Raw genomic sequence first — 18657 nt, 5'->3', positions numbered from 1 at the left:
TTCGACTAGCGCTCGCCGGCATGCCGGACCAATCAGGCGAACCGTACCAGTTTGTCCCGTTTGTGGTCACGGCCGCGCCCTCACACTCAGCGCGGCCACCCCGAACAGGACCACGTCCTTGTCCGTGACGATCGTCAGCCCGGGATCGACGCCGAGCTCGGCGCTGACCGTGTCGACGTCCACGCCGAAGGTCAGCTCCGCCACGCCGCCGGCCGAGCCGTCGAAGACGTTCGCGCGGTCGCGGCCGCCGCCCACAGGGGTCAGCGGGCCTGAGCCGAGCGAGACCTTGTCGCCCTGGAGGTCGGCGTCGCCCTCCCAGGCGACCAGCTCCGCTCTGGCGGGCGCGGCGGCGGGCGTGAGGCCGCCGAGCGGGAGGCGTACGCGGCGGGCCGCGCCGCCGACCACGGTGGCCGTGTCGAGCACCATGGCCTGGCTGTACGGCTCCTCCGGGTCGGTCACGATGAGCACCAGGCTCCAACCGGCGTGGCGGGCGGCGCCCTCCCGCATGGGGGCGTCGGCGGCCCACCACGTGCCGCTCCTGCGCACGCCCGCCACGAGGTCGCTGACGTCGGCGAACGCCTGGTAGACCGGACCAGGGGGCAGCTCGCGGACCGCCACGTCGGCGGGCCTGACCGTCACGTAGTGCCGCCGGCCCGGCGGGCGCAGCCTGATCGGCCCCGCCTCCTCACCGGCCGCCGACCAGTAGAGCCCCGCCCACACGATCTCGCCGCCCTTCGGCAACGTCAGCGCCGCGCCGCTCGACGACTCGGTCTCCGGCCGGTCGTCCAGGTCGAGCGCGCTCATCGGCCACAGGTCGTTGTCACGCTGGGTGCCGGCCCTCCTGCGGGCCTCGGCGCAGCTCATGGCGTTACGCGGGCAGCTCAGGAGCGTGTTGCCGATCGCCCTCACACTCACCCGCCCATCGGTGGCGAACCTGGCCGGCGCTCCCGTCGCCCGTACGCCGTGCTCGGCTCTGGCCCGCACCCGAAGCCCCCCGGCCGCGACGAGCACGGAAGGCCCCTTGCTCTGAGGCGCCTCTCCTGCCACCGCCACGCGAAGGAACACCGCCGTGCCCTGGCCGGCCGCCAGCGCCTTCCTGAGACACCTGGCCCCGCCCGCGGCGGGCCGGCAACTCCACCCATCCACCATCCGCACCGGCCCAGCGACGGCGAAGCCCGGGCCGCCCTTCGTGGCGGGGATGAGGGTCACGCCGGCCGGCAAGCGGACGTCGGCGGCCAGGGTGGCGCTCGGGGAACCGCCGTGGTTGTGGAGGCGGAGGGCGATCATGCCGGGCTCGGCGCGGACGAGGGCGCCCAGCGGCTCGATCGTGGCACGCAGTCGGGCGGGGCCCGGTTTCGGTTCGGGGTCGGCCGGCGGTGGCACTCGGGCAGGTGCCTCGCTGGGCGTCGGGGCGCGTACCGGGACCGGAGTCTCGGGGGGCGCCTCGACCTGCACCGGATCGGGCGTGGCGGGCGACTGCGCGACCGGCGTGAACGCGGGCGGTTCGGCCCGCAGCGGTCGCTCGTCGGAGACCAGCAGCAGCCCGGCCGCCGTGGCCACCAGCACCGCCGTGCCGCCCGCCAGCATGGCCTGCTGCTGCCTGGGGGCCCGGCGCAGCCGCCGCACCACGCCCAGCAGGCCCCCGGCGCCGCCGCCCGCCATCACCTTGGCCAGCGCCGCCGCGTAGCCGCCGAACATCGGCCCGGCGATCAGCGGGCCCACCATGACGCGCAGGCCCCTGTCGACGTCGGTCAGCTCGAGCAGCACCCCATGGCACTCCTCGCACGCCTTGACGTGGTCGTCCACCGTCTTGGAGTCGCGCCGCGCCAGCCCGCCGCGTACGTAGGCGCCCATCTTGCCCAGCACAGGACGGCACTCGCGCTGCGGCGGCGCGCCCAGATGCATCTGCAGGTACGCCTGCCGCAGCCCCTCCCTCGCCCGGTACGCCAGCGCCGCCACGCCGTTGGCCGACAACCCCAGCAGCGGCGCCACCTCCACCGGCCTGGCCCGCTCGACCTCGGTGTGCCACAGCACGGCCCGCCATCGCTCGGGCAGCGACAGGTACGCCCTGGCGATCAGCGACTTCTCCAGCCCCACGAGGGCGGGGTCGACGAAAGGCACACCCGGGTCGTACTGCTCGATCTCGCCCGTACTCACCTGGCGGCTCTCGACGCGCGACCGGTCGTGGACCGTGCGGCGCACGACGGTGAGCAGGTAGGTGCGGAACCCCGAGTCGGGCCCGCCGCCCCTGCCGACCAGGTCGAGGATCTTCGTGAACGCCTCCGCCACGACGTCCTCGACCTCGGCGCTCCTGACGAGCTGCCGGGCCAGGGCGCGCGCCGCCGCCACGTGACGCTCGTAGAGCTGCCCGTAAGCAGCGGCGTTGCCCTCTCTGACCGCCTGAAGCAGCTCTGCGTCGCCCTGCGGCGATTCAGTACCCATAGTGACCTCACGATTACGCGGGGTTGCCCGCGCAATCATTCCGCACTCTCCCCAATGACTAAACCGGGTATGCGCCTTTACTCCAGCACCCGTCGGAACCCCAGGCTCGCGCCCGCGCGTGCGGTGCTGGGCGGGCAGGGCCGAGCGGGCAGGGCCGAGCGGGCAGGGCCGAGCGGGCAGGGCCGAGCGGGCAGGGCCGAGCGGGCAGGGCTGGGCCCTCGCGGGGGTGGGGTGGAGCCTAAGCTTGGGCGCATGACGGATCGCGACACCCTCCTGGCCGAGATCAAGAAGAAGGCCATCGTGCACGGCAAGGTCATCCTGTCCTCCGGCAAGGAGGCCGACTTCTATCTCGACCTGCGGCGCATCACGCTCGACGGTGTGGCGGCGCCGCTCGTCGGGCGGGTGATGCTCGACCTGACCGCCGACCTCGGCTACGACGCCGTCGGCGGGCTCACCATGGGGGCCGACCCGGTGGCGGTCGCGATGCTGCACGCTGCGGCGGCGCGGGGGCGGACGCTCGATGCGTTCGTGGTGCGCAAGGCGCAGAAGGCCCATGGCATGCAGCGGCGGATCGAGGGGCCTGAGGTCAAGGGGCGGCGGGTGCTGGTCGTCGAGGACACCTCCACCACGGGGTCGTCCCCGCTGACCGCTGTGGAGGCGTTGCGCGAGGCGGGCGCCGAGGTGGTGGCCGTCGCGACGATCGTCGACCGCGGCGCCACCGAGCGCATCACGGCAGAAGGACTCGAATACCGCACGGGTTACACACTGGCCGATCTCGGCCTCTAGCTCGGCTTGCGCGTCCTGCGCGCCGGCCGGCGCCGGGTTCCGGCCCGGCTCGCGTGCCCGCCGGCCGGCCCCGCCTCTGGCCGCCCCGCCCGTCAGTCGGGGGACGTGACCGTGAAGGCTTCGCGTTCGCCTTGGGTGCCCTGTTCGCGGGGCTTGCCGTTCTCCGTCACGCGGACGGTGCCGGCGTCGGTCAGGACCACGTCCAGTTCCGGCTCGAAGTAGCTGACCTCCTCGCCGCGGCTCATGTCGCGGTAGTGGAGCACGTCGCCGCCCGGTACGCGGACCGTGACCAGGGGGCAGGTCTCGGCGAGGCATTCGATGCGTACGGTGGGCACCCGCGCGGCGCTCGACGGGGTGGCGTCAGAGGTCGCGTCAGGCGTGGCCGTTGCGGTGCCGGTGGCGGGGGCACGCTCGCGCGGGCGCTCGGGGGCGGCCTCGCCGATCGAGCCGACCGAGCCGAGCAGCGCCCGCCCGCCGACGAACAGGAGTGCCACCACCGCTGACGCGCCCAGGACGAGGAGCGCTAATCGGGCGAGGCCCATCGGTTCAGACCTGTGGCGTCCCACAGGGGGCAGCGTACCTGGAGATGATCCGCCCCGCCCGGCTCATGAGCGGCCGGGCGGCGGGCGGTCAGAATTGGCCGTCGAAGCCCGTCGGCACGCGGTGGTGCTTGCCGCTGGGCTCGGGGAGCTGCTTGCCGGCCCTGCGGTGCTTGATGGTCTCGACGAAGATCGGGATCAGCGAGATGAGCACGATGAGGAAGACGCCGGGCAGGATGTACTTGTCGATCTGCTTGGGGTCGACCTGGCCGCCGAGGAAGTAGCCGAGGAAGAGCAGGCCCTCGACCCAGACGAGGCCGCCGATGACGTTCCAGAGGAAGAAACGCTTGGGGCTCATGCCGAGCACGCCGGCGACGGGATTCATGAACGTGCGGACGATCGGTACGAACCTCGCCAGAATGACCGCCTTGGCGGGACCGAACTTCTCGAAGAACTCCTCTGCCCTGACCACGTGGTCCCGCTTGAACAGCCGCGAATCGGGTTTGTCGAACATCCTGCGGCCGAATCGTGCACCCAGGAAATGCCCGAGCTGAGCGCCGGCGATGGCGCAGAGGGGTGTGCCGATCACGAGAAGGGGGAAAGAAAGCGGCTCGATGCCCATCCCTTTCGCGACCTCGGCCGCACTGAAAATCCCCGCCGCCACCAGCAGCGAGTCGCCAGGCAGGAAGAACCCGAGCAGGAGCCCCGTTTCGGCGAAGATGATGGCGAGCACTCCGATAGTGGCAAAAGCCCCCAAAAGGGTCAGCCACCATGTCGGGTCAAGGAGATTCAAGAGCGAGTCCACGGGGGGAGAGCCTACCTGTAGCCGGGATGCGCCAGATGACCATCAAGCGCGCGTTGTCTCTACCACAGCGGGTAGTGAGCCGGGATACTGGGCCCTGGCGCGATGCCGTAACTTCTCAGGGAGATGAATCATGCCTATTGCGACTCCAGAGGTCTACGCTGAGATGCTCGACCGGGCCAAGGCCGGTGGATTCGCCTACCCGGCGATCAACGTGACCTCCTCCCAGACGCTGAACGCCGCACTGCGCGGCTTCGCCGAGGCCGAGAGCGACGGCATCGTGCAGGTCTCCACAGGCGGTGCGGAGTTCCTCTCGGGCGCCACGGTCAAGGACATGGTCACGGGCGCGACGGCGCTCGCCGAGTACGCGCGGGTGGTGGCCGCGAAATACCCCGTCACGGTGGCGCTGCACACCGACCACTGCCCGAAGGACAAGCTCGACGGCTTCATGCGGCCGCTGATCGACATCTCGCTGGAGCGGGTCTCCAAGGGCCTCGACCCGCTCTTCCAGTCGCACATGTGGGACGGCTCCGCCGTTCCGCTCGACGAGAACCTGGAGATCGCCAAGGAACTCCTGGAGAAGTGCGCCAGGGCGCGGATCATCATGGAGATGGAGATCGGCGTCGTCGGCGGCGAGGAGGACGGCGTCGTCGGCGAGATCAACGAGAAGCTCTACACGACGGCCGAGGACGCGCTGGCCACCGCCGAGGCCGTGGGCGTGGGCGACAAGGGCCGCTACATGCTGGCCGCCACGTTCGGCAACGTGCACGGCGTCTACAAGCCGGGCCACGTCAAGCTGCGGCCGAGCGTGCTCAAGGAGATCCAGGACGCGGTGGGCGCGAAGTACGGCAAGGACAAGCCGTTCGACCTGGTCTTCCACGGCGGCTCGGGCTCGCTGCTCGAGGAGATCCAGGAGGCCATCTCGTACGGGGTGGTGAAGATGAACGTCGACACCGACACGCAATACGCCTTCACCCGCCCGATCGCCGACCACATGTTCCGCAACTACGACGGCGTGCTCAAGGTCGACGGTGACGTCGGCAACAAGAAGACCTACGACCCCCGCTCGTACGGCAAGGCCGCCGAGGCCGGCATGGCCGCCCGCGTGGTCGAGGCGTGCCAGAGCCTGAAGAGCGCTGGGACGAAGATCTCCTAGTCATTTGGGCGGCGCGGCGGGTATGACTTGTCCTATGGATAACCTTCTCGCCGGGCCGCCCCCGACTCAGCTGCCGGACCTCCCCGAGGCCAGGCAGGCACTGGAATCCGGTGCCAAGGCCGCCGACGTGGCCGCGCGTTTCCCCGCCTATCCGGCGGCCTGGGCTGCTCTCGCGGAGGAATACTTCGCTCAGGGCCACGCCGTGACCTCCTACGCTTTCGCCCGTACGGGCTACCACCGCGGGCTCGACGCGTTGCGCCGCAGCGGCTGGAAGGGACATGGGCCCATCCCCTGGGAGCATGAGCCCAACCGGGGTTTCCTGCGCTGCCTCTACGCCTTGTTCCGCGCCGCGCAGGCGATCGGCGAGAAGGACGAGGCCGAGCGGTGCCTGCAGTTCCTCAAGGACAGCACGGCGACCGGCTACGACGCGCTGACCAAGGGCTAACTCTTGGGACGAATAGGCACGTTCGGGTAGTCTCTCTACGCAAGAGCCCCTGTCGCGCTTGCGTCAGGGGTTTTCGTTTTGTGCTCGGGAGACTGAACCATGCCGGCTGCCGTTCTCGTGGGTGCCCAGTGGGGCGATGAGGGCAAGGGCAAGGCCACCGACCTGCTCGGTGGCGACGTCGACTACGTCGTCCGCTATCAGGGGGGCAACAACGCGGGTCACACCGTGGTCATCGGTGATCAGAAGTACGCGCTGCACCTGCTCCCCACGGGGATCCTGTCGCCGGAGGTGGTGCCGGTGATCGGCAACGGCGTGGTGATCGACCCGGGAGTGCTGCTCAGCGAGATCGACGGGCTGGCCGAGCGGGGCATCTCCGCCGAGCGGCTGCTGATCTCGGCGAGCGCGCACCTGATCATGCCGCACCACAAGGCCCTCGACAAGGTGACCGAACGCTACCTGGGCAAGGCCAGGATCGGCACCACCGGACGCGGCATCGGGCCAGCGTACGGAGACAAGATCGCCCGGATGGGCGTGCGCGTCCAGGACCTGCTCGACCCGGGCATCCTGGCGAAGAAGATCGAGGTCGCGCTCACCGAGAAGAACCAGGTGCTGACCAAGGTCTACAACCGCCGCGGCATCGACCCCGCGGCGGTGCTGGACGAGTACCTCGCCTACGCCGAGCGGCTCAAGCCGCACATCGCCGACACCTCGCTGGTGCTGTCGAAGGCGCTGGACGAGGACAAGTTCGTGCTGCTTGAGGGCGGCCAGGGCACGCTGCTGGACATCGACCACGGCACGTACCCGTTCGTCACCTCCTCCTCCCCGACCTCGGGCGGTGCGTGCGCGGGCGCGGGCATCCCGCCGAACCGGCTCACGAAGATCATCGGCATCCTCAAGGCGTACACCACGCGCGTCGGCTCCGGTCCCTTCCCGACCGAGCTGACCGACGAGGTCGGCGAGTGGCTGCGCAAGACCGGCGGCGAGTACGGCGTCACCACCGGCCGCAACCGGCGCTGCGGCTGGTTCGACGCGGTGATCGCCCGCTACGCGACCAGGATCAACGGCATCACCGACTACTTCCTCACCAAGCTCGACGTGCTGTCGGGCCTGGAGCGGATCCCGGTGTGCGTGGCGTACGAGGTGGACGGCGTGCGGCACGACGAGATCCCGATGACGCAGACCGACTTCCACCACGCGAAGCCGATCTACGAGGAGTTCCCCGGCTGGCAGGAGGACATCTCCAGCGCCAAGTCGTTCGAGGACCTGCCGCCGAACGCGCAGGCGTACGTGCGCACGCTGGAGGAGATGAGCGGCGCCCCGATCTCGGCCATCGGCGTGGGCCCTGGCCGCGACCAGACGATCGTGGTGCGCCCGCTGGTGTGACGGATCATGAGTACCGCGCGGAGATCTCGGCGGCTGCCGTGACGATCTCCGCGCGGGCCTCGGGCGGGGCGACGACCTCGACGTCCGGCCCGAACTGCCTTCGCGAGGGAGTCGATCGTCACTATCTGAACAACTATCTGAGCCATCCCGCGGTCCTGGACTGGTTGACACGCAACTCCGTGCGAAGCCCGATCCCCAGCATCAGCACCACCGTCCTGGGCACCTTGCCCGTGGCGCTCCCTCCTCAGGAGGTGCAACGGTCAATCGGCCACGCGCTCCACACCTTGAGCGAGAAAATCGAGGCACACGAACGGATCGCGGAGGCGACCGCCGCACTTCGCGACACGCTGCTTCCGCTTCTGATCTCCGGAGCTGTGATCGCCCCTGGCGAGGAGGAGTGACGCCTCTCAGGTGAGGACGGCGGCGGTCATCGGGGTGTGCAGCCGCCAGCCGAGCGTCTCGTACAGTGCCCGGCCCTCGGCGGTGGCCACCAGGACGCCGGTGCGCGCGCCACGCAGCGCCGCCGTGGCGGCGATCGTGCGCATGATGGCCGTACCCAGTCCGCGTCTGCGGTGGCCGGCGCCGGTCTCCACCTGGTCCACCACGGCGGTGGTGCCCGCGACCGCGAACTGGCCGCGCGCGGCGACCTCGCCCGCGGGCGTCAGCAGGCGCACCGCCGTGACGCCCGCCCTGGTGGTGACGGCCAGGTGGTAGCCGGCCGGGGCCGGTGGCGCGGCGCCCCCGAGCCGGGCAGCCGGGGTCAGTGGCATGCTCCCGAGCCGGATGGTCATCATGAATTCCGGGTCCTGGACCGACCAGCGCTCAGGCAGCAGCGGGGCGACGGCCTCGGCGGGGGCGCAGAGCTTGAGCCAGGTGCCGGGCGTGCGGATGGTGGCCGTCAGGCGGCGGAGGATCTCGGGGGTCGGCGCGGCCACGATGTGGCGGGCCACGTGACCGGGCAGTCCGACGTCCACGCGCAGGCCCCAGGGCTCGCGTACGGGCCTGGGAGCTTTGCGGGAGATGACCCACCCATCAACCCATGCCCGGACTGTCGGGAAATGGGCTGCTTTGAGAACCTCCGTCATGAAGAACAGCCTATTGTCTGACCCGATCCGCCCGACCGGGCGTACCCGGATAAAAAGGACACGGCGTGGCACTGCCTGAGAGGGCCCCCGGCCAGGTAGGGTCCCGGTTGTGCGCGTTGAGATACATGGTCACCGGGGGGCTCGCGGCCTCTGGCCCGAGAACACCCTGCCCGGGATGAGCCGCACGATGGAGCTGGGCGTCCACGCGCTGGAGCTCGACGTCGCGCTCACCGCCGACCGCCGGCTCGTGCTCACGCACGACCTCACGGTCTCGGCCGTCACCAGCGCCGACCGGCGTCCGGCCCACCCCGGCGATCCCCTTTATCCCTACGTCGGCAAGCCCATCAACTCCCTGACGCTGGCGCAGCTGCGCACGCTCGACGTGGGCGTACGCCTGCCGCGCCACCCCGACGACCCGTTCGCCCTGACGCAGGTCCCCATGCCCGAGACCCGCATGCCGACGCTCGGCGCGGTGCTGGGGCTGATCAACGCCTACGAGGCCGACGGCGTCCGCGTGCACGTCGAGCTGAAGTCCGACCCCACGCGACCGCACCTGACGTCCGACCCGCGGCTGTTCACCGAGATGGTGCTCGAAGAGCTCGACAGGCACCGCAGGCTCGACAACGCGGCCGTGCTCAGCTTCGACTGGCGCATCATCAGGCACGCCGCCGAGCTGGCGCCGGGCACCCGGCGCTTCGCGCTCATCGAGCTCGACACCCTCCACTGGAACGAGGGCGTCGGCGACGACGTGCCGGCGGCGGCGCGCGACGCGGGCGCCACCACGCTCTCGCCCGAGCACATCATGGTCGACGAGACGCTGATGGCTCAGGCGCGGGCCGCCGGGCTCGACGTCGCGGTGTGGACCGTCAACGACCCGGCCCTGGCGGCCAGGATGCTCGATCTGGGCGCGGCCGGCATCGTGACCGACTACCCCGACCGGATGCGGGACCTGTGGCGGGAGCGGGGGCTTGAGCTGCCCGATCCGGTCGGCCCGCTCAAGCCGGTGGGCGTCTAGCTAGAGCCAGCCGTTGCGGCGGAAGCCCCGGTGCAGCAGCACGCAGGCCGTCGCCATGACGGCCAGCACCGCCGGATAGCCCCACACCGTCTGGGTCTCGGGCATGAAGTCGAAGTTCATGCCGTAGATGCCGGCGATCATCGTGGGCACGGCCAGGATCGCCACCCAGGACGAGATCTTGCGCATGTCCTCGTTGGCGAGGGCGTTAGAGCGTGCCAGCGCGGCCTGCAGGATCGAGCTGCACAGCTCGTTCGACGACTCCACCTGCTCGCACACCCGCGACAGGTGGTCGCCGACGTCGCGGAAGTATTCGCGCATCTCCGAAGGGACGACGCGGCGCTGCGGCAGTGCCGACAGCGGCGCCTGCAGCGGCGTGACCGCCCGCTTCATCTCCAGCATCTCGCGCTTGAGCTGGTAGATCCGGTTGATGTCGCGGGAGCTGACGTCGGCGAAGACGGTGGCCTCGACCTCCTCGAGCTCCAGCTGCATCAGGTCGGCCACCTGCAGGTACTGGTCGACCACGTGGTCGGCGATGGCGTGCAGGACGCCTGCCGGGCCGCGGTTCATCAGCTCGGGCCGGTCCTCCAGGCGCTCGCGGACGCCGCTGAGCGGGCAGTGCCGGCCGTGGCGCACGGTCACCACGAAGTCCGCGCCGAGGAACACCATGATCTCGCCGGTGGCGATGATCTCGCTGTTGCCGGTCAGCTCGTCGTGGTCGAGGTAGGCGATGGTCTTGAGCACCATGAACAGCGAGTCGCCGTAGCGCTCGACCTTGGGACGCTGGTGGGCCTTGACGGCGTCCTCGGCCGCGAGGGGGTGCAGGCCGAAGACGCCGGCCAGCCACTCGACCTCGGGGGCGGCGGGCTCGTGCAGGCCGACCCAGACGAAGGCGTTGGCGCCGCCCTCAGAGGCGGCATTGTGCCCGCGTACGAGGTCGAGCGCCTCGTTGATGCCGGTGGCCGGCACCTTCTTGCCCTGGACGTAGGCGCCGAACTCGACGACGGAGTCGCCGGGCGGCACGTGGACGTGGGAGGCGGGCTTCACGTGCTGGCGGGGAGCACGCGAGGGTACGGAGGAGTGTCGGTTGATGCGACGGAAAAGGGTGGACGAGCGCATGGCAGTCCCTTTCCGCCCGACCAGGCACGCTCCACGCGCGACGAAGTCACCTCAATCAAACACGGATGCGTGGAGGCACGATCAGGCTGCCGAGTTGGAGTGGTCGGGGGTATGCACGGCGTACGTGTGCGAGCACGTACTGCTGGGATCACCAGGATTCATCCCGGACCACCTCCAATCACGCGAGACGCCGCAAAGCCGCCCTAACCTACCACAGGCGGGAAGAACCTCTTCGACGATACTCGTCCCCAGGCCCCCGCCTAGGGAGAACTCCACAAAGTTTCTTGCCTATTCCGGCATTCCGTGTCATCGCGCCGTCATCACCGCTGTCATCGCGACCGGCGACCCGCGTCAGGCGGCGGGCCTGCGACAATGGAGCCCGTGCGCGTTCTAGTCATTGGATCCGGAGGGCGTGAGCACGCCCTGTGCCGTTCACTCAAGCTCGATCCGCAGGTCAGCGAGCTTCACTGTGCGCCAGGCAACCCTGGCATCGAGGAGGTCGCCACCGTCCATCCCGTCGATCCGCTCGACCCCGAGCAGGTGGCCGAGCTGGCCAGGCGGCTGCGGGTCGATCTCGTGGTGATCGGGCCGGAGGCGCCGCTCGTGGCCGGGGTGAGCGACGCCGTACGCGAGGCCGGCTTCGCCTGCTTCGGCCCCTCGCGCGACGCGGCCATGATCGAGGGCTCCAAGGCGTTCGCCAAGGAGATCATGACCGCCGCCGACGTGCCGACCGCGCGCTCGCGCACCTGCACGACCGAGGCCGAGGCGGCGGCGGCGCTCGACGAGTTCGGCGCCCCCTACGTCGTCAAGGACGACGGGCTCGCGGCGGGCAAGGGCGTCGTCGTCACCGACGACCGCGCCGCGGCGCTCGCCCACGCGCTGGCCTGCGAGCGGGTCGTCATCGAGGAATACCTCGACGGCCCCGAGGTGTCGCTGTTCGCGCTGTGCGACGGCAGCACGGCGGTGCCGCTGCAGCTCGCCCAGGACTTCAAGCGCGCCTACGACGGCGACGAGGGCCCCAACACCGGCGGCATGGGCGCCTACACGCCGCTGCCGTGGGCGCCCGACGGGCTGACCGAGCAGGTCATGCGCGAGGTCGTGCACCCGACGATCGCCGAGCTGACCCGGCGCGGGCTGCCCTACCAGGGCGTGCTCTACGTCGGCCTCGCGCTCACCGCCAAGGGGCCGAAGGTGGTCGAGTTCAACGCCCGTTTCGGCGACCCCGAGACGCAGGTGCTGCTCGACCGGCTGGAGACGCCGCTCGGCGGGCTGCTCATGGCCGCCGCCACCGGCGAGCTGGGGCTCGACCCGGTCTTCAAGGACGGCTCCGCCGTGTGCGTGGTGATCGCCTCCGAGGGCTACCCCGAGTCGCCGGTCAAGGGCGACCCGATCACCGGGCTCCAATCCACCGACCGGGCCTACGTGCTGCACGCCGGCACGGCGCGGAAGGACGGCGCCGTCGTGTCGGCCGGTGGGCGGGTGCTCAGCGTCGTCGGTCACGGGCCCGACCAGGAGAGCGCGCGGCGGGCGGCGTACGAGCTGGCCGGGCGCATCGGGCTGCGCGGCTCCCACCACCGCACGGACATCGCGCCCGTCCGCTGACCGCAGGACGACGACGCGAGGCGGCCGCTTCGCCGGGAGGGCGGGGGCACTCCGCCCCCGCCGGACGGCGCACGCCACCCCTCACCCGGTGACCGGCCGCCCGGTGGCACACTTGACCCCGTGAAACACGTGCACTCTGGCAAGGTCCGCGATCTCTATCAGACCGCCGACGGCCTGCTGGTGATGGTCGCCTCCGACCGGATCTCGGCCTTCGACCACGTCCTTGAGCCCGACATCCCCGACAAGGGGGCCATACTCACGCAGATGTCGCTGTGGTGGTTCGACCAGCTCAAGGACGTCGTGCCCAACCACGTCGTCAAGCGCGGCGACGACGCGCGCAGCGTGGTGTGCAGGCCGCTGCGCATGGTGCAGGTCGAGTGCGTGGCCAGGGGCTATCTGACGGGCGGCGGCCTGGCCGAATACCGCGCGAGCGGCACGGTGTCCGGGGTGCCGCTGCCCGCCGGGCTGCAGGACGGCTCACGGCTGCCCGAGCCGATCTTCACGCCGTCCACCAAAGCGCCGCAGGGCCGGCACGACGAGCCGATCTCGTACGAGCGGGTCGTGGCGGAGGTCGGCGCGGAGACCGCGGAGGAGCTGCGCCGCATCACGCTGGCCGTCTACGCGCGCGGCGCGGAGATCGCGGCCGAGCGGGGCATCATCGTCGCCGACACGAAGATCGAGCTGGGCTGGGACTCCGACGGCGTGCTGACGCTGGGCGACGAGGTGCTGACGCCCGACTCCTCGCGCTTCTGGCCGGCCGACGAGTGGCAGCCGGGCCGCAGTCAGCCGTCTTTTGATAAGCAATTCGTACGAGATTGGCTGCTATCGCCCGAATCCGGATGGGACAAATCAACCGGAAACCCCCCACCGCGCCTTCCCGACCACATCGTCGAACGCACCCGGCAGCGATACCTAGAAGCGTATGAGCGCATCACGGGGGCTTCCTTTAGCGGATGATTCGGCTGGGTCATGTGGTGTGAGCGACTACTGTTGGCCCGATCGAGCCTCACCGCCAGAATTCAAGGAGCCGCACGAATGGTCCGTTACCGCGTGCGCGGTGGCAACGCACTGCGTGGAACCGCGTTCATCCAGGGCGCGAAGAACGCCGTGCTCCCCATGATCGGTGCGGCTCTGCTGGCCGCCAAGGGCCGCACGGTCCTGCGCAATGTGCCGATCATCGAGGACGTCCGCCGCGCGGTCGAGCTGGCCGAGGCGATCGGCGCGTACGTCGAGCTGCACGAGTCGGAGCGCACGCTGGTCATCGACGCCTCCAAGGTCAGCAGCCCCGTCCTGCCCGCCGAGATCGCCAGGCGCTTTCGCGGGTCGGTGCTGTTCACCCCCGCCCTGCTGCACCGCCTCGGCGAGGCCGTGGTCGAGGGCGTGGGCGGCTGCAACCTCGGCAGCCGCAACCTCGACTTCCACTACCTCGGCTACAAGCGCCTGGGCGCGATCGTCGACGAGGGCGAGACCGTCATCCACGTCAAGGCGGCCGGGCTGACCGGCGCCACCCTCTATCTCGACACGCCCTCCCACACCGGCACGGAAAACCTCATCATGGCCGCCTGCCTGGCCAAGGGCACCACGGTCATCGAGAACGCCGCCCTTGAGCCCGAAGTGCTCGACGTCATCGACATGCTGAGCAAGATGGGCGCCCGCATCAGCGGCGGCGGCACCGGGTTCATCACCGTCGAGGGCGTCGACGAGCTGCACGCCGTCGAGCACACCGTGATGCCCGACCGGCTCGACGCCGGCGTCTTCGCCATGGCGGCGGCGCTCACCCAGGGCGAGGTCAGCCTCGTCGGCACCGGCCTCGACCTCGGCGTCGTGCGCTACAAGCTGGAGCAGATGGGCGTCGAGTTCCACCGGCAGGGCGCCGTGCTCCACGTACGCTGCGACGGCCCGCTGCGGCCGATCAACATCATCACCGACACCTACCCCGGCTTCGCCACCGACCTGCAGTCGCCGATGATGACCGTCGCGGCCCTCGCCGACGGCACCAGCTACATCCACGAGCGGATCTTCGACGGCCGGTTCGCGCTGGCCGGCGAGCTGAACAAGATGGGCGCCAACGTCGAGGTGGAGGGCAGCAGGGCCATCGTCCGTGGCCGCACGCCGCTCACCGGCACGCAGGTGACCGCCCACGATCTGCGCTCGGGCATCGCGCTCGTGCTCGCCGGCCTGGCCGCCGAAGGCGAGACGGTGATCGACTCGGGTTACCTCATCGACCGCGGCCACGCGCATCTCGCGGCGCGAATGCGGGCTCTCGGAGCGGACATTACACGAGAGATTTCTGAACGCTAAAAATCGCCAGAAAAGTGGCGATGAGCTGCATCAACACGTAGTCGGGCGGTCAACCAGAACGGCTTTCCGGAAAAGTCGGGCGTGACATTACGGCCCCCGCGAGCGATCGTTCCAAAAGAGAGCACTGCAACGGACGGCAGGATGGGACGAACATTGGTCGAGAGGGCCGAAGAAACTCCCCGAGTGTCACGCCCGGGCGCTATGACACCGGACCTCACCATCGGCGTGGTCGGACCCCACGACCTGGTCGAGCGAGTCATGCTGATGGGTCACGCCGCGGCGCCGCTGCCGTGTCGCCTGGTCGCCGCGGCCTACCGCGACGAGCAGGAGGCGCCCGACAAGGTGACGCGGCTCGGTCCCGGTGTCGACGCGTGCCTGTTCGCCAGCCCGGTCCCCTATGACCTGGCCAGGCGTTCAGGCGTGCTGACGATGCCCGCGACGTACGTGCAACTCGGCGGAGCGGCACTGGTGGCGGCGCTGGCCAAGGCCGCGCTCGACACCCGCATCGACCCGAAAAGGGTCAGCATCGACGTGGTCAGCAGGGCCGATGTCGAGGAGGCGTACACCGACCTCGGCATCCCCGCGGCGGACGTGCACAGCCGCGACGAGCCGGGAGCCACCGGCACGATCGCGGCCTATCACGAACGCCTGGCCCGGCAAGGCGCTACCACGGGAGCGCTCACATGCCTGCCCGCGGTGGCCGAACGGCTGCATACGGCAGGCGTACCGGTCATCAGGATCAGGCCGACCTCGGCGGCGGTCCGTACGGCGCTGCACACCGCGGCGCTGCTCGGGGCGCACCACCGGCTGGAGGAGTCACAGCTGACCGTCGTGCTGGTGGAGGTGCCGACGCTGCGCGAGCCCGTGCGGCGCGCGGCCCCCCGCTACTGGCGCGACGAGCTGCGGCTGTCGCTGCACCGGCTGCTGGTCCAGGAGGCGAACAGGATCAACGCCACCGTCTGGCCCATCGACGATCACAGCTACCTGGTGACCGCCACCAGGGGCTCGATCGCGGCGGCGACGGACGGATTCAGGGTGTTGCCCTTCGCCGCCAGGATCAGGGACGAGCTGGGGCTGGCGGTCGAGGTCGGTGTGGGCATGGGTCGCACGACGCACGACGCCGAGTCGCACGCACGCGCCGCGATGGCGCGGACGCAGGCGGGCAAGCAGGCACAGGGCTTCGCGGTGGACCGCGAGGGGCGGGCGCTGATCCCGGCTCCGCGGATGCCACCGACCGGGGCCACCGCACTGAAACCGAAAGGAGTGGAAGTACTGGCCCGGCTGGCGGCCAAGCTCGAAGGCGGCGACACGGTGGTCGACGCCGAAGGAGCGGGCAAGATGCTCGGGGTCACGCCGCGTACGGCACGGCGGTTGCTGCGCACGTTGGTTGACGAGGGACTCGCGTGGCCGCTTCCGCCCAACCGCACGCCGCAGCCGGGGCGTCCGCGCCAGCTCTACCGGCTGATCGTGGAGAAGCTCGGGCCCCGCTGAGCTGGGGTGACAGGGCCGGCCCGCCGCAGGTTTCGCGGCGGGCCCGGCTCGCTCGTTGACCGAAGCGTGTCCGCTTGGGGAACATTGCGGGCGCACTCTTGTGAACTCATTGGTTGACCCGTGTAGATGCGGGTATGTTCTCCGTCGCCCCCGATCGACGGGATTCGGACGGGGGCACCAAATCCTTTCGGCACCGGCCGTCCGTGGTGACGATCCCCCTGCGTAGCGTGAGGTTCGACGGGCCCCGCGGACCTTTTCGGGCATGGTTAGGGAATGGGCCGTGTGTCCGCCCGCACGAACGGTGCCAGGCGGGGCTGTGCGGCGCGGTGAGCGCCTTTCACCCGCAGGTCGGCCTCCTTCCCCATGACCCGCGGCACCGGCCCTGTCAGCGCCTCCGCGCCCCGAGTTCAAGGACTGATATTCGTGGGTGTTCTGTCGGTCTTGCGCTGTACAGTCATGAGCCATGAGTGCCAACGCTCCTGACAGCCGCTCCCCTCTCCTCATCTGGGGCGCTCTGGCGATCGTCTACGTCGTGTGGGGCTCGACGTACCTCGGCATCAGGATCGCCATCGAGACGATGCCGCCGCTGCTGCACGGCGCCTCCCGGTTCGTCACCGCCTCGCTCCTGCTGGCCGCGTTCCTGCTGATCAAGAAGGGCAGGGCCGCGTTCAGGATGACGCCGCGCCAGTTCGGCGGCGCCGCGCTCGTCGGGCTGTTGCTGCTGACCGGCGGCAACGGCATGGTGGCCGTCGCCGAGCAGCACATCTCCAGCGGTCTGGCCGCGCTGCTGGTGGCGTCGGTGCCGCTGTGGCTGGTCGTGTTCCGGATCATGGCCCGCGACCGGCCCGCGCTGCTGACGATCGGGGGCGTGCTCGTCGGGTTCGGGGGCGTGGCCGCGCTGTCGCTCAACGGCGGCGGCGAGTCGGCCGGCACCACCGGCATCGTGGTGATCCTGCTGGCCTCGCTGTCGTGGTCGATCGGCTCGTTCCTGTCCGCCCGCATCCCCATGCCGCCCAACGTGTGGACGGCCAGCGCGGTCGAGATGCTGGCCGGCGGCGCCGGGCTGGCGATCGTCAGCACCTCGATCGGCGAGCACGTCGACCTCGCCGCGATCTCCGGGCGGTCGTGGGCGGCGCTGACCTACCTGGTGCTGGTGGGCTCGCTCGTCGGGTTCACCGCGTACACGTGGCTGCTCGGCAACGCGCCCATCTCGCTCGTCTCGACGTACGCCTACGTCAACCCGGTCGTGGCGGTCATCCTGGGCGTGCTGGTGGTCAACGAGCACGTGACCGTGCAGATCGTGCTCGGCGGCGTGGTGATCCTCATCGGCGTCGCCCTGGTGGTCTCGACAGAGCGACGCGCGAAGAGGACACCGGCACCGGCGCCGGCCGGCGAGGCCACGGCGCCGCAGAAAGCCTGATCAGCCGCGGAAGCGCGCGGCGGCGGCGAGGAAGACGTCGTTCGCCTCGGGCGAGCCGATCGACACCCGCACGCCCTCGGGCTGGAACGGCCGCACCGCCACCCCGTCCTTCGCGCACTCGGCGGCGAAGTCGAGCGTGCGCTCGCCGAGCCGCAGCCAGACGAAGTTGGCCTCGGAAGGCGGCACCGTCCAGCCCTGCCCGATGAGCGTCTCGCGGACGCGGGTGCGCTCCTTGACCACCCGCTCGACCCGGTCGAGCAGCTCGTCCTCGGCGGCCAGCGAGGCGATCGCGGCCACCTGGGCGAGGCTGTTGACGGCGAACGGGATGATCGTCTTGCGCACGGCGGTGGCCACGGGCTCCTGCGCGATCATGTAGCCGACGCGCAGCCCGGCCAGCCCGTACGCCTTGGAGAACGTGCGCAGCACGGCCACGTTCGTCCGGTCGCGGTAGAGGGTCAGGCCGTCGGGCACGTCCTCGTCGCGGACGTACTCGCGGTAGGCCTCGTCGAGCACGACCAGCACGTCCTCGGGCACCCGGTCGAGGAACGACTCAAGCGCGGCCCTGCGGATGGCGGTGCCCGTCGGGTTGTTCGGGTTGCACACGAACACCATGCGGGTGCGGTCGGTGATCGCCTCGGCCATGGCGTCGAGGTCGTGGTCCTCGCCCGCCAGCGGCACGCGTACGGACATCGCCCCGGCGAGGTCGGCGAGCAGCGGATACGCCTCGAACGACCGCCACGCGTAGACCACCTCGGCGCCCGGCTCGCTCACCGTCTCGAACAGCTGCTGCGCCACGGTCACGGACCCGGGCCCCAGCGCGACGTGGGCCTCCGGCACGCCGAAGCGCTCCGCGACGGCCTCGGTCAGCTTGACCGCGCCCGCGTCGGGGTAGCGATGGATGTTCCTGGCCCCCTCGGCGATGGCCTCGACCACGGAGGGCAGCGGGTCGTACGGGGACTCGTTGGACGACAGCTTGTACGACCGCCCGTCGGGCGCGGCGACCGCCTTGCCCGGCGTGTAGGGGGCCATGGTGTCGAGAATCTGGCGGAAACGAGGCATGGCATCACCTTAAGA

The 18657-nt window shown here is 70.5% G+C and carries 17 protein-coding genes; 11 read left to right on the top strand and 6 right to left on the bottom strand.

The window, feature by feature from the left end; genetic code table 11:
- Positions 1-66 precede the first annotated feature (66 nt).
- Positions 67-2442 carry a sigma-70 family RNA polymerase sigma factor gene (locus ABZW11_RS11490; protein WP_355415245.1) on the bottom strand — a complete coding sequence of 792 codons (2376 nt, stop codon included), beginning with the start codon at positions 2440-2442 and terminating at the stop codon, positions 67-69.
- Positions 2443-2694: 252 nt separating this feature from the next.
- Between ABZW11_RS11490 and pyrE the strand changes: the two genes are divergently transcribed.
- Positions 2695-3228 carry an orotate phosphoribosyltransferase gene (gene pyrE / locus ABZW11_RS11485; protein ID WP_355415243.1) on the top strand — a complete coding sequence of 178 codons (534 nt, stop codon included), beginning with the start codon at positions 2695-2697 and terminating at the stop codon, positions 3226-3228.
- 92 nt (positions 3229-3320) lie between these two features.
- Here the strand turns inward: pyrE and ABZW11_RS11480 are convergent, their stop codons facing one another.
- Positions 3321-3794: a hypothetical protein gene (locus ABZW11_RS11480; RefSeq protein WP_355415241.1), complete on the bottom strand. Its 474-nt coding sequence runs from the start codon at positions 3792-3794 to the stop codon at positions 3321-3323.
- A 64-nt stretch (positions 3795-3858) separates the two neighbouring features.
- Entirely contained in the window at positions 3859-4572 is a 714-nt protein-coding gene (locus ABZW11_RS11475; protein ID WP_355415239.1) for a VTT domain-containing protein, read from the bottom strand.
- Positions 4573-4702: 130 nt separating this feature from the next.
- Between ABZW11_RS11475 and fbaA the strand changes: the two genes are divergently transcribed.
- From fbaA to ABZW11_RS11455, 4 genes are all read left to right on the top strand, one after another.
- Positions 4703-5725, top strand: a complete 1023-nt coding sequence (gene fbaA, locus ABZW11_RS11470; protein ID WP_355415237.1) for a class II fructose-bisphosphate aldolase — start codon at positions 4703-4705, stop codon at positions 5723-5725.
- 34 nt (positions 5726-5759) lie between these two features.
- Positions 5760-6170 (top strand): DUF3151 domain-containing protein, encoded by a 411-nt coding sequence (locus tag ABZW11_RS11465; RefSeq protein WP_355415235.1) that lies wholly within the window; start codon positions 5760-5762, stop codon positions 6168-6170.
- A 99-nt stretch (positions 6171-6269) separates the two neighbouring features.
- Positions 6270-7553, top strand: a complete 1284-nt coding sequence (locus ABZW11_RS11460; protein WP_355415233.1) for an adenylosuccinate synthase — start codon at positions 6270-6272, stop codon at positions 7551-7553.
- Positions 7550-7954: a restriction endonuclease subunit S gene (locus ABZW11_RS11455; RefSeq protein WP_355415231.1), complete on the top strand. Its 405-nt coding sequence runs from the start codon at positions 7550-7552 to the stop codon at positions 7952-7954. The genes ABZW11_RS11460 and ABZW11_RS11455 overlap by 4 nt, the downstream gene beginning before the upstream one ends.
- 6 nt (positions 7955-7960) lie before the next feature.
- Here the strand turns inward: ABZW11_RS11455 and ABZW11_RS11450 are convergent, their stop codons facing one another.
- Positions 7961-8638 (bottom strand): GNAT family N-acetyltransferase, encoded by a 678-nt coding sequence (locus tag ABZW11_RS11450; protein WP_355415229.1) that lies wholly within the window; start codon positions 8636-8638, stop codon positions 7961-7963.
- Positions 8639-8747: 109 nt separating this feature from the next.
- On the opposite strand from ABZW11_RS11450, the gene ABZW11_RS11445 reads away from it, so the two are divergent.
- On the top strand, positions 8748-9653 hold the full coding sequence (locus ABZW11_RS11445) for a glycerophosphodiester phosphodiesterase family protein (protein WP_355415227.1): 906 nt from the start codon (positions 8748-8750) through the stop codon (positions 9651-9653).
- Here ABZW11_RS11445 and corA read toward each other — a convergent pair whose 3' ends face one another.
- Complete coding sequence (gene corA, locus ABZW11_RS11440; protein WP_355415225.1) at positions 9654-10697, bottom strand: magnesium/cobalt transporter CorA; 1044 nt, start codon at positions 10695-10697, stop codon at positions 9654-9656. It abuts the gene before it with no gap.
- Positions 10698-11150: 453 nt separating this feature from the next.
- On the opposite strand from corA, the gene purD reads away from it, so the two are divergent.
- The 5 genes from purD (at position 11151) to ABZW11_RS11415 (ending at position 17583) form a co-directional block, all read left to right on the top strand.
- On the top strand, positions 11151-12371 hold the full coding sequence (gene purD / locus ABZW11_RS11435) for a phosphoribosylamine--glycine ligase (protein WP_355415223.1): 1221 nt from the start codon (positions 11151-11153) through the stop codon (positions 12369-12371).
- 120 nt (positions 12372-12491) lie between these two features.
- Positions 12492-13328, top strand: a complete 837-nt coding sequence (locus ABZW11_RS11430; protein ID WP_355415221.1) for a phosphoribosylaminoimidazolesuccinocarboxamide synthase — start codon at positions 12492-12494, stop codon at positions 13326-13328.
- Positions 13329-13406: 78 nt separating this feature from the next.
- Positions 13407-14672 (top strand): UDP-N-acetylglucosamine 1-carboxyvinyltransferase, encoded by a 1266-nt coding sequence (gene murA / locus ABZW11_RS11425; RefSeq protein ID WP_355415219.1) that lies wholly within the window; start codon positions 13407-13409, stop codon positions 14670-14672.
- A gap of 201 nt (positions 14673-14873) precedes the next feature.
- Entirely contained in the window at positions 14874-16163 is a 1290-nt protein-coding gene (locus ABZW11_RS11420; protein ID WP_355415216.1) for a transcriptional regulator, read from the top strand.
- A gap of 463 nt (positions 16164-16626) precedes the next feature.
- Positions 16627-17583 (top strand): EamA family transporter, encoded by a 957-nt coding sequence (locus tag ABZW11_RS11415; protein ID WP_355415214.1) that lies wholly within the window; start codon positions 16627-16629, stop codon positions 17581-17583.
- Here the strand turns inward: ABZW11_RS11415 and hisC are convergent, their stop codons facing one another.
- Positions 17584-18642, bottom strand: coding sequence for a histidinol-phosphate transaminase (hisC, locus tag ABZW11_RS11410; RefSeq protein WP_355415212.1), 1059 nt, complete (start codon positions 18640-18642; stop codon positions 17584-17586). It abuts the gene before it with no gap.
- Positions 18643-18657: the final 15 nt, after the last annotated feature.

Origin of the sequence: Nonomuraea sp. NPDC004580, from assembly GCF_040609855.1 — a bacterium.
Classification (GTDB): Bacteria; Actinomycetota; Actinomycetes; order Streptosporangiales; family Streptosporangiaceae; genus Nonomuraea; species Nonomuraea salmonea.
The sequence above is the reverse complement of the archived record's forward strand: the minus strand, read 5'-3'. Positions and strand labels throughout refer to the sequence as shown.

Bases quoted from the DNA above. Each gene is read 5' to 3' on its own strand.
- murA (WP_355415219.1), top strand. From the start codon at position 13,407: ATGGTCCGTTACCGCGTGCGCGGTGGCAACGCACTGCGTGGAACCGCG.
- ABZW11_RS11460 (WP_355415233.1), top strand. From the start codon at position 6,270: ATGCCGGCTGCCGTTCTCGTGGGTGCCCAGTGGGGCGATGAGGGCAAG.
- fbaA (WP_355415237.1), top strand. From the start codon at position 4,703: ATGCCTATTGCGACTCCAGAGGTCTACGCTGAGATGCTCGACCGGGCC.
- ABZW11_RS11465 (WP_355415235.1), top strand. From the start codon at position 5,760: ATGGATAACCTTCTCGCCGGGCCGCCCCCGACTCAGCTGCCGGACCTC.
- ABZW11_RS11490 (WP_355415245.1), bottom strand. From the start codon at position 2,442: ATGGGTACTGAATCGCCGCAGGGCGACGCAGAGCTGCTTCAGGCGGTC.
- hisC (WP_355415212.1), bottom strand. From the start codon at position 18,642: ATGCCTCGTTTCCGCCAGATTCTCGACACCATGGCCCCCTACACGCCG.
- pyrE (WP_355415243.1), top strand. From the start codon at position 2,695: ATGACGGATCGCGACACCCTCCTGGCCGAGATCAAGAAGAAGGCCATC.
- ABZW11_RS11415 (WP_355415214.1), top strand. From the start codon at position 16,627: ATGAGTGCCAACGCTCCTGACAGCCGCTCCCCTCTCCTCATCTGGGGC.
- ABZW11_RS11450 (WP_355415229.1), bottom strand. From the start codon at position 8,638: ATGACGGAGGTTCTCAAAGCAGCCCATTTCCCGACAGTCCGGGCATGG.
- ABZW11_RS11420 (WP_355415216.1), top strand. From the start codon at position 14,874: ATGACACCGGACCTCACCATCGGCGTGGTCGGACCCCACGACCTGGTC.